General features: G+C 41.9%; 12 protein-coding genes. 5 read left to right on the top strand and 7 right to left on the bottom strand.

Translation table 11 applies throughout. The features are described 5' to 3' along the window. Positions 1-332 precede the first annotated feature (332 nt). Positions 333-989, bottom strand: a complete 657-nt coding sequence (locus tag ACIFQN_RS01010) for a hypothetical protein (RefSeq protein ID WP_429831158.1) — start codon at positions 987-989, stop codon at positions 333-335. A 130-nt stretch (positions 990-1,119) separates the two neighbouring features. Next, positions 1,120-1,476: an SET domain-containing protein gene (locus tag ACIFQN_RS01005; protein ID WP_429831157.1), complete on the bottom strand. Its 357-nt coding sequence runs from the start codon at positions 1,474-1,476 to the stop codon at positions 1,120-1,122. A 343-nt stretch (positions 1,477-1,819) separates the two neighbouring features. Here ACIFQN_RS01005 and ACIFQN_RS01000 point away from each other — a divergent pair, with 343 nt between their 5' ends. Beyond that, positions 1,820-2,350, top strand: coding sequence for an ECF transporter S component (locus ACIFQN_RS01000; protein WP_429831156.1), 531 nt, complete (start codon positions 1,820-1,822; stop codon positions 2,348-2,350). A gap of 69 nt (positions 2,351-2,419) precedes the next feature. Here the strand turns inward: ACIFQN_RS01000 and meaB are convergent, their stop codons facing one another. The 4 genes from meaB to ACIFQN_RS00980 all read right to left on the bottom strand — a co-directional run bounded on the left by meaB (position 2,420) and on the right by ACIFQN_RS00980 (position 8,611). Then, complete coding sequence (gene meaB / locus ACIFQN_RS00995; RefSeq protein ID WP_429831155.1) at positions 2,420-3,421, bottom strand: methylmalonyl Co-A mutase-associated GTPase MeaB; 1,002 nt, start codon at positions 3,419-3,421, stop codon at positions 2,420-2,422. Next, complete coding sequence (scpA, locus tag ACIFQN_RS00990; protein WP_429831154.1) at positions 3,414-5,606, bottom strand: methylmalonyl-CoA mutase; 2,193 nt, start codon at positions 5,604-5,606, stop codon at positions 3,414-3,416. Before scpA ends, meaB begins: the two co-directional genes overlap by 8 nt. Then, positions 5,603-7,774, bottom strand: coding sequence for a methylmalonyl-CoA mutase family protein (locus tag ACIFQN_RS00985; protein WP_429831153.1), 2,172 nt, complete (start codon positions 7,772-7,774; stop codon positions 5,603-5,605). Before ACIFQN_RS00985 ends, scpA begins: the two co-directional genes overlap by 4 nt. Before the next feature lie 183 nt (positions 7,775-7,957). Further along, positions 7,958-8,611 carry a GntR family transcriptional regulator gene (locus tag ACIFQN_RS00980; protein ID WP_429831152.1) on the bottom strand — a complete coding sequence of 218 codons (654 nt, stop codon included), beginning with the start codon at positions 8,609-8,611 and terminating at the stop codon, positions 7,958-7,960. Positions 8,612-8,828: 217 nt separating this feature from the next. On the opposite strand from ACIFQN_RS00980, the gene ACIFQN_RS00975 reads away from it, so the two are divergent. The 4 genes from ACIFQN_RS00975 to ACIFQN_RS00960 all read left to right on the top strand — a co-directional run bounded on the left by ACIFQN_RS00975 (position 8,829) and on the right by ACIFQN_RS00960 (position 12,712). After that, positions 8,829-10,049, top strand: a complete 1,221-nt coding sequence (locus ACIFQN_RS00975) for a CaiB/BaiF CoA transferase family protein (RefSeq protein WP_429831151.1) — start codon at positions 8,829-8,831, stop codon at positions 10,047-10,049. Between the two features lie 129 nt (positions 10,050-10,178). Next, positions 10,179-10,592 (top strand): methylmalonyl-CoA epimerase, encoded by a 414-nt coding sequence (gene mce, locus ACIFQN_RS00970; protein WP_429831150.1) that lies wholly within the window; start codon positions 10,179-10,181, stop codon positions 10,590-10,592. A 46-nt stretch (positions 10,593-10,638) separates the two neighbouring features. After that, positions 10,639-11,940: an SLC13 family permease gene (locus ACIFQN_RS00965; protein WP_429831149.1), complete on the top strand. Its 1,302-nt coding sequence runs from the start codon at positions 10,639-10,641 to the stop codon at positions 11,938-11,940. Positions 11,941-12,262: 322 nt separating this feature from the next. Next, positions 12,263-12,712: an Lrp/AsnC family transcriptional regulator gene (locus tag ACIFQN_RS00960; RefSeq protein ID WP_429831148.1), complete on the top strand. Its 450-nt coding sequence runs from the start codon at positions 12,263-12,265 to the stop codon at positions 12,710-12,712. Positions 12,713-12,821: 109 nt separating this feature from the next. Here ACIFQN_RS00960 and ACIFQN_RS00955 read toward each other — a convergent pair whose 3' ends face one another. Beyond that, a complete protein-coding gene (locus tag ACIFQN_RS00955; RefSeq protein ID WP_429831147.1) occupies positions 12,822-14,030 on the bottom strand; it encodes an MFS transporter in 1,209 nt (402 codons plus the stop codon). Positions 14,031-14,391: the final 361 nt, after the last annotated feature.

The raw sequence follows: 14,391 nt of genomic DNA, 5'->3' as shown, positions 1-14,391 counted from the left end.
TTGGATACTACTTTCTGCAAATTGTGATCAAACACAGCTTTAGAAAAAACTGTAACTAATTGTTTGCCATTTTGTCAAACCTGGAGTCGAATGTGTTGAAGCTCGAAGGGAAGTAGTCCAGTTATCCGCGTGGACATACCGAGAACAGAACAATGCTGTTAGTCGCTTATCTGTTATTAGTAATTGATCACTTACCATTATTTAGATACATACTACCATTCAGCATGGGATGGACGGGATCGGGACCAACTGCATGAAAAGGATGCTGCTAAATTGAACAGCATCCTAGGAGTGAACACATTCAGATATACATTGTGTTCATTTTTGATTAATTACAACAAAAGAGAAATAAGATCTACAATTTGTTCAGCTCGGTAGGTCGCTAATGCTGGATTCGAAGCATATGCAGCAAAGTTATGGACTAAAAAATCACTAAGGCGTACTACTAGAGCCGCAGCGGCAATTGTTCCAGCTTCACCGATTCTTGCCATAATTGTGCCTTCCAAAAAACCAGCAACATGAATAGCGGATCGGTATGGAAGTCTTCTCATAATACGTACAGCACTCTTCAAGGAATACCATGCAATACGTGCTCTTTGTTGTATTTGTACACCTGAAACATAATCATAGTAAACCGGTCGTTGTCTATTATCATTTTCTATTTGGGAAAAAATGTTGTACAAAATATTGTACGCCTCTTCTTCGCTCAGTCTTGCTCCTGGCCCTTTTCCAGGGCCTTTTCCAGGCCCTTTTCCGGGTCCCTTTCCAGGTCCCGGTTGTGTTGGATAATATTCATACGGGAAGGGATCATAACCATACGGTTGATAGTACGGGGCATGGGGATAATACCAACTGTAAAAAGGTGACATAAGCTGAGTATTCTGGAAAGATGCGGAAGGGTATGAAAATCCTATAGGTCCTGGCCCAAAATCTTGCATATAATCGTCAGTTCTATAAAACTCGTCGCTGAACGCCTCTTCTTGGTTCATCCTGGAAATTCCTCCTCCAATTTTTAACTACTTTCCATCAAGTACTGTGTTAAACTATGCAGATAACTAGAAAGAGGCGCTTGCCTGCAAAAGAAATGGGTATTTGTCTAATTTCGCTCGTAAAGTAGGATTACGGATAGCGCAAACATAGGCCATTTGGGAACCACTCGTAATCTATCGTAATCTCTTGACCTTCTTGAATATTTTCTAATGCCTGAAATTCGATGCACATGTCTTTTATCCTCGTGAAATAAGTGGCATTTGGATGATAGGAATGGTTATATAAGGAGCCGTACCCCAATGCAATCGCTGAACTGTTACTTCCCCAGCTGAAGATGTAATTTATTAAGACGGTTTTGAAAATGTACATTAATTCATCAGGTGGAATCACGATGACCTGTGAACATTCAATGATTGCCCCTTTTTTAATATCCTTTGCGGCAATTACTCCCCTTCCCTTTCCTTTAATGTAATCTATCCTGAGCATAACCTCACTCTCCTCACATAAATTCAATTCTACATATCATATTCTTTTGATGTTGGGATTGTTTTCGTACATGTAACATAATAAAAAACGCCTCCTCAATCGTTTTTGAATGGAATAGGCGTCTTGGTGCCGCTCTACTTGGAGTTAATATCTATGATAGTTCCTTACTTAATACCCAAGTCATCAATACGATCGTCATCGTATCTCTAGTAGTCTCACTAATGGGATTGTTCTTCCCTAAATCCAACTCTTAAATGTACCAGCGAAAATAAATAGGTGGAAGCATATTTATTAAGTATCTGATTCCGAGTATGATAATAGAAAAAAAGAAAGAGGCAATCATATGGATTCTACATTCTCATCAAGAAGCACATCGAGAACAAAAATGCTCGTCATCAATGCCCTTTTCATCGCTTTTACCCTCGCAGCTACAATGTTCATCAACATCAGGCTCCCCATAATGGGTAACGGAGGCCTAATCCATTTGGGCAACGTGCCTCTGTTTATCGCAGCCTTTGTTTACGGCAGAAAAACAGGAGCCATAGCAGGCGCCTTCGGAATGGGTCTCTTCGATCTGATCTCTGGTTGGACAGCATGGGCACCGTTTACATTCATCATCGTGGGTGCAATGGGCTATGTAGCCGGCCTCATAGCCGAAAAGCTACCTGGCAAAAGAGTGCTTGTATACACACTGGCAATTGCCGCTGCCCTGATTATAAAAATCGTGGGCTACTACTTTGTCGAGGTTATTCTTTACAGTAACTGGATACAGCCATTCGGCTCCATCCCCGGAAACTTTCTTCAGGTTGTAGTCGCCGGTATCATTGTACTGCCACTTGCAGAACGCTTAAAGAAAATTGTCGGACAATTATAGTCGCGAAAAAATCGCTCAGGGGATCATCAGTCACCTGAGCGATTTTTTCTCTTCTAGAAAATCAGTTGCTTACTGGTTACGGTTTCTTACTAATTCATTCGCTGCCATCGTAGCAGATAATGTCCCTTCAGTAACTGCCTGTTCAATCTGCGGTAGAACTTTTGTTACTTTGGGATGAGTATAGAAGTTCATTCGCAAGTAATCTTCCACCATGTAATGCAGCCAATCCAAGTTTTGTTTTTGACGTCGTTTAGAAAAGACGCCTGACTCATTCGTTTTTTTGTGGAATAGCTGAATCATTGACCAGACTTCATCAAGGCCTTCTCCCGTCAAAGAAGAGCAGGTATAAGCTTTTGTTTCCCAGCCTTTCGTTGCAGGCTGTAAATAATGGAGAATACCATTATATTCAGATTGGGCTATTAATGCTTTCTGTTTATTCACCCCGTCTGCTTTATTGATCAAGATGGCATCTACTAGCTCCATAACCCCCTTCTTCATTCCCTGAAGTTCGTCCCCCGCCCCAGTAATTTGCAGTAATAAAAAGAAATCGACCATGGATCGAACCGTAACCTCACTTTGTCCAACACCAACCGTTTCAACAAGGATGACGTCAAATCCAGCCGCCTCACAGACGAAAATGGTTTCTCGTGTCTTTCGGGCAACACCACCTAACATTCCACCTGAAGCAGAAGGGCGGATAAAAGCATTCGGATTTTTTGATAAATTCTCCATCCGCGTTTTGTCTCCTAGAATACTCCCGCGTGTAATGGTACTGCTTGGGTCTATGGCAAGAACTGCTACACGATGACCTCGCTCACATAGCAAACTGCCGAAACCTTCGATAAAAGTGCTCTTTCCTACACCAGGTACCCCAGTAATTCCAATTCGGATAGACTTTCCCGTATAAGGATGCAATTGCTTCAATACAGCCTGTGCCGTTTCCATATCTGCTGAAGAATTACTTTCTACTAAAGTAATGGTTTGAGCAAATATCGCTCGATTTCTTTTTAACACTCCTTGCACATAATCGTCCACGGGAAGTCGATTCCTCCGGTTTACCTCTTTACACATGAGTAGGCACACCCATACGACGGTTGATCTCTTCCAGAACTTTTTCTGCGGCAAACGGGATTGCTGTACCGGGCCCAAATATAGCGGCAGCGCCATTTTGCCTAAGAAATTCATAATCTTGGGCAGGAATGACACCACCCGCTACAACGATAATATCTTCGCGGCCAAGTCGCTTTAATTCAGAAACGAGTTTAGGCAGAAGTGTTTTGTGTCCGGCAGCCAGAGAACTTATGCCAACGACATGCACATCATTTTCTACAGCCTGCATCGCTGTTTCCTCTGGCGTTTGAAATAATGGTCCGATATCGACATCAAAACCCAAATCAGCAAAAGCGGTAGCAATCACTTTGGCCCCTCGGTCGTGTCCGTCCTGACCCATCTTGGCAATCATAATCCGTGGACGCCGTCCTTCTCGCTGTTCAAATTCATTCGTGATCTTATGCATATGAACGACCTGTTCTTCGTTGCCAAATTCGGAGCTATATACGCCAGAGATCGAACGAATGACTGCTTTGTGTCTCCCTACAACCTTTTCGTACGCATCAGAAACCTCACCAAGGCTTGCTCTTGCCCTTGCCGCTTCAACTGCCAAAGATAACAGGTTTCCTTCACCAGTCTCAGCTGCTTTGGTAATGGCATTCAGCGCGGCTTGGACACGGGCTTCATCACGGTTAGCACGCAGTTCAGCCAAACGCCTGATCTGAGCTTCACGAACGACAGTGTTATCTACCTCTAAAATTTCCAACGGATCTTCTTTGTCCAGACGATACTTATTTACGCCGATAATCGTTTCCTTGTAGGAATCGATATGCGCTTGACGGCGTGCTGCCGCTTCTTCAATCCGCATTTTTGGCAATCCAGTCTCAATAGCTTTTGCCATACCTCCAAGTGATTCGATTTCTTGGACATGTCCCCATGCCCGTCGCAACAATTCATCGGTTAATGATTCTACATAATAAGAACCGCCCCACGGGTCAACTACATTGCAAATCCCCGTTTCATCTTGGAGAAATAGTTGCGTATTACGGGCAATTCTTGCGGAGAAGTCGGTTGGCAATGCGATTGCTTCATCTAAGGCATTCGTATGAAGGGATTGGGTGTGCCCAAGTACAGCTGCCATCGCTTCCATACATGTTCGGGTGACATTGTTAAATGGATCTTGTTCGGTAAGACTCCATCCAGAAGTCTGACAATGGGTACGCAAGGACATCGATTTCTCATCTTTCGGGTTAAATTGTTTAATCAATTTCGCCCATAGTAACCGCCCCGCTCGCATTTTCGCCACTTCCATAAAATAGTTCATCCCTATCCCCCAGAAGAAGGACAACCTTGGTGCAAAAGAATCGATATCAATCCCGGCTTTAAGACCTGTACGTACATATTCAAGACCATCTGCTAACGTATAACCGAGCTCGATATCTGCACTAGCCCCTGCCTCCTGCATATGATAACCGGAAATACTAATGCTATTGAATTTCGGCATATACTGCGAGGTGTAGGAAAAAATATCAGCGATAATTCGCATAGAAGCTGCTGGCGGATAAATATAAGTATTACGAACCATATACTCCTTTAAAATATCATTCTGAATCGTACCAGTTAGTTGAGATTGCTTTACTCCTTGTTCTTCAGCTGCTACGATATAGAACGCCATAATGGGCAGAACTGCTCCGTTCATCGTCATAGATACCGACATCTGATCAAGTGGAATTCCGTTAAATAACGTTCTCATGTCAAGAACGGAATCAACCGCAACCCCCGCTTTGCCGACGTCCCCTTCCACCCGTGGATGATCGGAATCATATCCCCGGTGAGTGGCTAAATCGAAAGCAATCGATAAACCTTTTTGTCCGGAAGCAAGATTTCGGCGATAAAACGCATTACTTTCTTCCGCTGTTGAAAAGCCTGCATATTGTCTAACAGTCCATGGCTGCGTTACATACATAGCTGGATAGGGCCCCCTCAAATAGGGAGGGATTCCGGAAAGATAAGGGATATGTTGTAATCCTTGAATATGATCCCTTACATATAATGGATGTACATCGATTTGTTCCATCGTGTGCCAGACCCATTCGTTACATGATTTCCCTGTTTCTTGCTCAACTCGCTCTTTCCAATCATTGAAATCCACCCTAGGATTTTCTGTATGATAAGGTATTCTGGTAAAATCCGGATGCATCCTCATTTCCAAATCCCCTTCTCTTTCTGCAGTTTGAAAAGCATCTCATAACAATTTGTCTGGATATGCAGAAAATCATCTACTCCTGCCCGCTTATACATTTCCTGTTTCTCAGCGGTTGGATAACCGGCTAACATGATGGTGGTATCGGAATTCGTTTCTTTGATTCTTTTGGTTACTAACGGTACATTTGTCATATAGGCTTCATCTGTAGAACAGATCACCACGATTGAGGCTCTAGAATCAATGGCCGATTGTGCTGCTTCGTCCACTGTTTCATAGCCTTGGTTTTGGATAACTTCAAAACCTCCTACCTCAAAAAATCCCTTTGTGAAATCGACACGCCGTTTATACTCAGCAATTGGACCCAGATTTGCCAAGAAAACTTGCAGCTTTTTGCCTGTTTTCTCTTTATGTCGCTCCATTGCTTTTCGCAGTGACTCAAATAGCTCAGCTCCACGATGAACAGGTACAGCTTTTATTGACGGAAGCCCCTCCTCTTTTTGACCAATGGTTTTTACAAATTCTCCAATCGTCACACCAGCCATTGCTGCACGGATTGCTATATTCACAGCATGGTTGGATTCTGAGTGAAACACCTCGCCGAGATCATTTATAATTTTCCGACAGTTATTTTCGTCCCTTGATGAACGGTCAGCATTGGCATCGGCAATTCGTTTTTCTTGTAGCAACCTTGTTTCCGCCTGTAAGTCAGATAATGATGTTTCTTCGTTGTTAGTATACATATTGGTTCCTACTATTTTATCTTTTCGATAGCTTATATTTTCAGCTCGCTGTGCTGCGACTTGAGCAACCTGGGTCTGTGGAAAACTTTTTTCCAAAGCTTTCAACATACCGCCATTCCTTTCAACTTCCTGAAATAAAGTCCAAACCTTTTGAGCGAGGGAGTCCGTTAAAACTTCTACATACCAAGATCCTCCAGCCGGATCAATTACCTTCGACAAATGGGCCTCTTGTTGTAAAATCAGCTGCGAATTTCGAGCAATACGACGGGAAAACTCATCAGGCGGACGGATCGACTCATCGAAAGGTGTCACGTGAAGACTGTCTACTCCACCAATGATTGCAGCAAAAGCCTCTGCCGTACTGCGCAACATGTTTACATAAGGATCGTAAACCGTTTTGCTCCAGGCTGATGTTCTGGCATGTATGGTCATTTTCTGAGCTGACTCACTCCCGCCAAACGATTTTACGATAGTCGCCCAGAGCATTCGTGCTGCCCGGAGTTTGGCAATTTCCATGAATACATGAGAGCCGATAGAAAAAGAAAATCGAATACGCGATGCAATATCTTCAATGGTAAATCCGTGCTTCTGCATTTCTCTCACATATTCAACCCCTGTTGATAGTGCAAATGCTAACTCATGAACCGCACTTCCACCTGCATCATGATAGGGATCGCTTTTTACCAAAATGGTTTGTAATCGTGGCGTATGCTCTTTCGCCCATGACAGGATATGAGCCATGTGTCCATAAGCCTTTTTCAATGAAAATGGAAGTGTCCCTTCCTTCGCTAATTCTCCGAGTGGGTCCATCCCTATACAACCACGAAGTTCGTTTATATCCTGATTCTGTTTATGGATTGCCGCTATTAGGAAAGCATAGATAGGTAACCCAACCGAGCCTACTTGAAGGAATACGGGTGTTTTTTCCAAACAAATCCCTTTTAATGCTTCGTCAAAATCCTTTACCGAAGAAATAGATACTCCGCCCTGACCAATATCTTCCTTTTTGGCTTCATGTGGATCTACCCCTCGTAATCCTGCCCTGTCCAACCGAAGATTGATCATCGTCTGGCCTCGTTCTAACTCTTGTCGGATGGCCTTATTAAACTCCACTGGATCACGATAAATCATTTCCTGACATACTTCCCATGGTTTTTTTACATATCCGAGAAATTCTGTTCCACGAACATAGGGAAAAAAACCTGGTAAAGAAGAAAGATGGGGAATGTCCGCAGCGTCTTCTTCCCGATAAATAGGTTGTAATTCTATTCCCTCATAGGTTTGTGTTACGAGCCTTTCGTTGAATGAAGCTCCTTTGAGAGATTTCTCTACGATTTGTCTCCACTGTTGATAAGTTGGAATCGGAAACTCGTTGAATAAGCAAGTTTCCTCGTCAATCATGTTGACGCCTTCTTTTTGATCTGCCATAGCCGTCTTACTCCTTTTTAAAATATTTTGTTTACAAGACACGATAACAAACGGTCGATTGTCGACAAAATACGAGTATATAAAAGCCTTATGATTTTGATTATCTTATTGTATTTTAAAGAAAGGTAACACCTCCTTTTGAATAAAATAAGTCGATTGTCGACTAAAAGTCAAGAATAAAAATCATTCTTTAAGTGATTCTTCCACTCGTGGAAATACGGCATCATTATGGGAATTTAGTAATAACTTCGCTTTCTCGATCTCACCTGATGAGAGAAATTTTACAAATTCTTTGTGTTCCTCTAATGACTTTTTAACTACCTTCTCTTTTCCCATTAAAGAAAAGGTTTGCAATGAGATTAACGAATATCCTAAATTTGAGTAGATGTTTCGCAAAATCTCACTCTCGCTTGCCACAATTAGCTGAAAATGAAATTCAAAATTAAGTTTTGCATACTCTCTTACGTCTTGTTCATTATTTTCCATTTCGGAAATGATCTTACTCATCTCCTGCACACATTTTTCTCTCATGTTTACCGTTAGCTTATCAATCGCTAATTGTTCAAGAAAATTTCTAATTTTCAATATATCAGACATTTCTTCTCTCGAAAAGCCTCTAACGACTGTTCCTTTTCTCGGAATTTTTTTTGCAATTCCTTCCAATGTTAAAAGATAGAAAGCCTCTCGCACGGGAGCCCTACTCGTACCAAAAAGCTGAGAGTACTCTGATTCTACTAATTTATCTCCAGCCTCAAGTTTTCCTTTTAAGATATCTTCCATTATGCTATCTTTTATTAATTTGGGAAGAGCATTATCCAACGTTCTCTTTTCAACCACTATATAATTCTCCTTTTACGATTTATTTGTATTTATTATAGCCTAATTAGTAATGATTCGAAACAAAATTAGCACGCTTGCCTAGAGGAAAAATATAAAAATTCAAAAAAGTTATTGACATAATTTTTTGTCTTTAATTAAAATAACAAAAAGAATAATTGTCGACAATCCACAATCGACTTTATCGTTCCTAACTAAAACAAGGAGGTTAAAAAAAATGAAACCACTTCAAGGCTTGCAGGTCCTAGATTTATCACGTATATTGAGCGGCCCTTACTGTACAATGATTCTTGCTGATATGGGCGCAGAGGTCATTAAAATTGAATCTCCACAAGGTGACGATACCCGTGCTTGGGGTCCCCCTTTTATCGGAACAGAAAGTTGTTATTTTCTTAGTGTGAATCGGAACAAAAAAAGCCTCGTACTAAACCTAAAAACTTCGGAAGGAAAGAAAATTTTCCTAGATCTTGTAAAGTCAGCCGACATCGTAGTAGAAAATTTCCGGCCAGGTACACTCGATAAATTAGGGATTCACTATGATGTATTGAAACAGATTAACGAACGGATTATCCTCGCCTCTATTTCTGGATTCGGACAGTATGGACCTTATGCGAAACGCCCTGGATATGATGTCATCGCTCAAGGAATGGGAGGATTGATGTCGGTAAACGGTGAGCCTGGTGGTCCTCCTATTAAAGCAGGGTTTTCATTTGCTGATTTAGGATCAGGAATGTGGGCATTAATCGGTATATTAATGGCATTGCAGGCAAGGAATCATACAGGAAAGGGACAATGGGTTGATGCATCACTATTGGATACAATGATTTCCTGGCAAACATATTTAGCAACCGGTTTCTTTGCAACCGGAAAAAATCCACAACCTATGGGAAATGCTCACCCTAGTATTTGTCCTTATCAAGTTTTTCAGGCAAATGATGGTTACTTTAATGTTGGTGTCGGTAATGAAGCTCAATGGAAAAAGCTATGCGAAATTATGAACCTAAATATAGCAAATGATCCCCGTTTTTCTACAAATTCAGAAAGAGTAGAGAATCGTGATCAATTGATTCCCATGCTAGAAAATTTATTTAAAAAAGAACCCTCTAAATATTGGGTTGAAGCTTTAGATGAAGCTGGTATTCCAACCGGTCCTGTGTATCAGCTTTCTGATTTATATGCCGACCCTCATGTATCAGAGCGAGAGATGCTGCTTTCGCTACATCATCCAACCATTGGTGAGATTAAACAGGTAGGTATACCAATTAAACTTTCTGAAACTCCCGGAGAATTAAAAACTCCTCCTCCTTTACTCGGAGAACATTCCTGCGAAATTTTACAAAGGCTTGGATACAGGGAAGAGGATATTGTAAAGCTTTTTCACAATGGCGTTTCTAGTGGAAATGATTCGATTTTACAAAGTACAAAAAGGTATTCGTAGATAAAAGGATAGATGCTGTTTCTAACCTATTCATACTTATTGACTTTTCAGAAAACGGATTGTAGAATTTTATTGTCGACAATCGACTTAATATTATTGGATTCGTTTGCATAGGAAGGAGTACTTACATTGTCGGTAAAACCTCCAAAACAAATTGCGCATATTGGAATTGCAGTGAAAAACTTAAATCAATCGGTTGAGTTTTATACCCATTGCCTGGGATTAGAATTGCTGGGCATCGAACGGGTAGAAAGTGAAAAAGTCAGGATTGCTTTTTTAGAAATAGGAGAAACCCGGTTGGAGCTCTTAGAGGCAACAAGTTTGGATAGTTCGATCCACTCTTTTATAGAAAGAAGAGGAGAAGGAATCCATCATATCGCATTTCAAGTAGATAATATAGGGGAGCGTTTAGCCTATTTGAAAGCATATGGCATTCAATTAATCAATGAAATACCAAAAGACGGAGCCCATGGTAATTTAGTTGCTTTCCTGCATCCTAAATCTGCCAATGGAGTATTAGTAGAATTTTGTCAACCTCAGTAAAAAATAATGAACCGTTACTATGAACATCTCTTAGGAGGAGTAATCTATGAGCATAGAAATTGGAGCTATTATTGTACTTTTACTCATGTTTGTCGTTGGAGCTATTCTTCCAATAAACATCGGTATATTTGGTTTTGTTGCTGCTTTTATCATGGGGGTGGCTATCAGTGGACTGAGCGTTAACGACATCTTTAGTGCTTTTCCTGCAGATCTATTTATCCTACTTGCAGGGGTCACATTTTTATTCGCTATTGTTCAAAAAAATGGAACGATCGACTTAATTAGTAGATGGGGACTCCTCATGGTTAGAGGTAATACCGGCTTTATCCCCTGGGTTATTTTTGTATTGGGCTTTATTTTGACAAGTATAGGTACATCTGCAATTGCTGCTGCCTCTATATTAATTCCGATTGCCTTACGGATTGCGTATGAGTACAGGATTAATCCGCTTATGATGGGCCTAATGCTTCTTGTAGGAGTGACTTCGGGTGCTTTCTCGCCACTTAATCTTTTTGGCGTAATTGTGAATGGCATGATGAATTCACAGCATATCCCGCATGCGCCAGGCTTACTTTTCCTCAACACCTTTATCCTCTGTGTAATCGTTGCGGTTATCCTATTCATTGTTTTTGGCGGACTTCGTCATTTTGCGGGAAAACATTCGGTGCAACAGCAGATAGCGGCTACAGCAGAAGCAATTGAAATACAGCCTGATAACAATGAATATACGGAGAAAAAAAGGGAAGGTTTAACTTGGTATAAAGGATTCACACTACTTGGAATCGCTATTCTAATCATATTGGCCCTTGGTTACAAGGTGAACATGGGTTTTGCCGCGTTCGGAGTAGGATTGGCACTCTCCTTACTAGCTCCAAAAAGGCAAGAAGGCGTCATGCAAAGTATACCTTGGTCGATTATCCTTATGGTAACAGGAATTGTAACATATGTAGGTGTATTGGAAAAAATCGGTGTTATCAAATATATGACCCATTTAATAGAAGGCATGAATAACCCAGTAATGGCAGCGCTTACAGCATCTTATGTTGGTGGACTTATCTCATCTTTCGCCTCAACAACAGGTTTCTTGGCAGCTATTATCCCGCTCTCCATTCCAATTCTTAAGGATCCAACTGTATCATCCATTGGGGTTATATCATCCATTTCTTTTGCAGCGAGCATTGTGGATATAAGTCCCTTCTCGACAAATGGGGCTATGTTGCTTGCAAATGCACAAGGTACGAACCAAAATCAATTTTTTAGAAAGCTCTTGATTGTATCCGGATGCTTTGTTGTTCTTGGACCTGGACTTGGTTGGCTCCTATTTGTAATCATTGGGACACCTTGGTAAAGAGTCAGAAAAATCCGTATTGTTTTCTCCCAGCATGACACAAAAAAATTTATAGTCGTAAAATTGTTGAGTGAAAATGATAGAAAAGCTTTATTTTATGCGGCGACAATTCCCCACTATTCTATTGGAGAAAAGTCGCCTGCTTTTTTGAAAGCGTTGTATAAATTCTAAAAACTAAAGCGTTGATTACCTGATGAAATGAGTTTATTATTATCATAAATTCGCCAAATTTACATGAAGTATTCCTCCGGTTCAGACTAAACGACAAATGAAAGTTCGTTTAATTATCAAAAACACCTTAAATTCAAAGGAGGCCGTATCTATGGACCATATCGACCAAAATATTCTTTACCACCTTCAGCACCAAGCGCGAATTTCCATGACGGAGCTTGGCAAGTGCGTAAATTTATCACAACCGGCCGTAACGGAAAGAGTGAAGCGTATGGAGGAAAAAGGAATAATCGAGCAATATCGCACGATTGTTTCTCCTGAAAAAATCGGAAAACATGCCGCGGCCTACATGCTGTTTCATACAAGAGACTGTGACGGGTTTATTGATTTTTGCGGCTCCTCTCCCGAAGTGATCGAATGTCATCGCATCAGTGGGGAATACAATTATATGTTGAAAATCATTACCGATTCCATACAGTCTCTGGAGGAATTCGGAAATCGGTGTAATAAATACGGAACCTATACGATTCTAATTGTCATGTCATCGCCTATTGATCATAAATTTTTCATTTCTGAAGATCTAAGTACACAGGCCGATTAGAAATAGAATGGTTATACGAAAAGAAATCCGGAAATCAAACCGGATTTCTCGCATCACGATGAATTGGGAACACATTTTAACCGAATATTTTCATTGATCGGATGCTGCTTCAGCGTTCAATGTTACGAAATCCATATCCTTTGGCACGCCCTGTGACTAGTAGAGCAAAAAGCAGTAGGATGACCAAGATCCATGGGAAGTTACTGATACCAAGCGTTTCTAGGAAAATACCACCGATTACACTACCGCCGCCGATAGCGAGGTTCCATGCCGTCACCAGCATGGATTGGGCCACATCGGCATTCTCACCAGCAGCTTCGGCAACCGCCGTTTGCAGCAAAGTCCCCGAACCCCCATAGGTCAGCCCCCACATCGCAACACTCAAATAGATCACCATGTGCTGGCTGCTGCCGATACCCAATAAGACAGATGCCAAGGCAAAACCAGATAGACTAATGAGTACTAGCAATCGTAACCAACGGTCGATCAACATGCCGATCACCCAAATGCCAACGACGGATGCAATGCCAAATAGAAGCAATATCAAGTCGACTCGCCCAGAAAGCCCGGCCTGCGTAAGGAACGGTGCAATATAGGTGTAGAGGACGTTGTGCGCAAGTACCCAGGTCAACACGACAAAGAGTACGGATCGTACCCCAGGTATGATGAAAACCTTGTGAAGGGGAAGTCGCTTTTCGGCAGCTTGCCCTGGAAAATCCGGTACCGCCTTGAGCACCCAAACGATAAGTAGCAGCGACAGCAGAGATATGATCCCAAAAACGAGTCGCCACCCTATCACCCCCCCGATAAATGTTCCGATAGGGACACCGAGCACAAGGCCGAGTGGAGAACCGATCATCGCCACCGCCAACGCCCGCCCTCTCAAAGATTCGTGAACCATGCGACGTGCATAGCCTGCGGTTATCCCCCATACAACACCGCCAGACACACCCGCGAAAAAACGGGCAACCAATGTCAGTATATAGTTGGAAGATAAACCTGTAATCGTGTTGAATACGAGAAAAACAAGGATACACATCAGCAGCAATGGCCGTCTTCGCCACATGCGTGTCGCAGTGACCAACGGTATTGCGGCCAAGGTCGAGCCAAGGGCATATGAGGTGACGAGCTGACCGGTGAGAGCTTCCGAGATTCCAAGCCCCTTGCTGATCTGGGGCAATAAGCCCGCTGGTAGCGTCTCAGTTAGGATACAGATAAACCCCACCATCGCCAAAGCGAGCAATCCAGCCCATGGAAGACGGCGAGAAGACGATTTGCTGGTGGCACTCTGTGAGGCAGAAACTATGTTTTGGTTCATTTTGAAAGCACCTCTCTACTCTATAAGTTCTAACTCGCTAGATCCATGCTAGGCGATTGTTCACCCAGCGAAATTAAGTTTACAGGATAAATTTGCTATTTTACATGTGAAAACAACTGAAAATTTACCAATTCGGTTTTATTATCCATTTATTTATTGTCATGTTCCTATAAATTAAAACCGAAAGTTCCTTGCTTAATAAAGTGCCCCCACCACTGATGACGGGTTAAAAACGGTCGTAAAGACGGCAGACGCCGGTAAGGCAGTTTCGCCCCTGTACGTAGAACCCGTCTATCTCACCACCAAAAGCTGAAAAAGCCCCGTAACAACAAAAAAGCTCAAGCCATCTATCTAACGGCTC

It is taken from the genome of Brevibacillus sp. NRS-1366, from assembly GCF_050467985.1.
The sequence above is the reverse complement of the archived record's forward strand: the minus strand, read 5'-3'. Positions and strand labels throughout refer to the sequence as shown.

Bases quoted from the DNA above. Each gene is read 5' to 3' on its own strand.
- ACIFQN_RS01010 (WP_429831158.1), bottom strand. From the start codon at position 989: ATGAACCAAGAAGAGGCGTTCAGCGACGAGTTTTATAGAACTGACGAT.
- ACIFQN_RS01005 (WP_429831157.1), bottom strand. From the start codon at position 1,476: ATGCTCAGGATAGATTACATTAAAGGAAAGGGAAGGGGAGTAATTGCC.
- ACIFQN_RS01000 (WP_429831156.1), top strand. From the start codon at position 1,820: ATGGATTCTACATTCTCATCAAGAAGCACATCGAGAACAAAAATGCTC.
- meaB (WP_429831155.1), bottom strand. From the start codon at position 3,421: ATGTGTAAAGAGGTAAACCGGAGGAATCGACTTCCCGTGGACGATTAT.
- scpA (WP_429831154.1), bottom strand. From the start codon at position 5,606: ATGAGGATGCATCCGGATTTTACCAGAATACCTTATCATACAGAAAAT.
- ACIFQN_RS00985 (WP_429831153.1), bottom strand. From the start codon at position 7,774: ATGGCAGATCAAAAAGAAGGCGTCAACATGATTGACGAGGAAACTTGC.
- ACIFQN_RS00975 (WP_429831151.1), top strand. From the start codon at position 8,829: ATGAAACCACTTCAAGGCTTGCAGGTCCTAGATTTATCACGTATATTG.
- ACIFQN_RS00965 (WP_429831149.1), top strand. From the start codon at position 10,639: ATGAGCATAGAAATTGGAGCTATTATTGTACTTTTACTCATGTTTGTC.
- ACIFQN_RS00960 (WP_429831148.1), top strand. From the start codon at position 12,263: ATGGACCATATCGACCAAAATATTCTTTACCACCTTCAGCACCAAGCG.
- ACIFQN_RS00955 (WP_429831147.1), bottom strand. From the start codon at position 14,030: ATGAACCAAAACATAGTTTCTGCCTCACAGAGTGCCACCAGCAAATCG.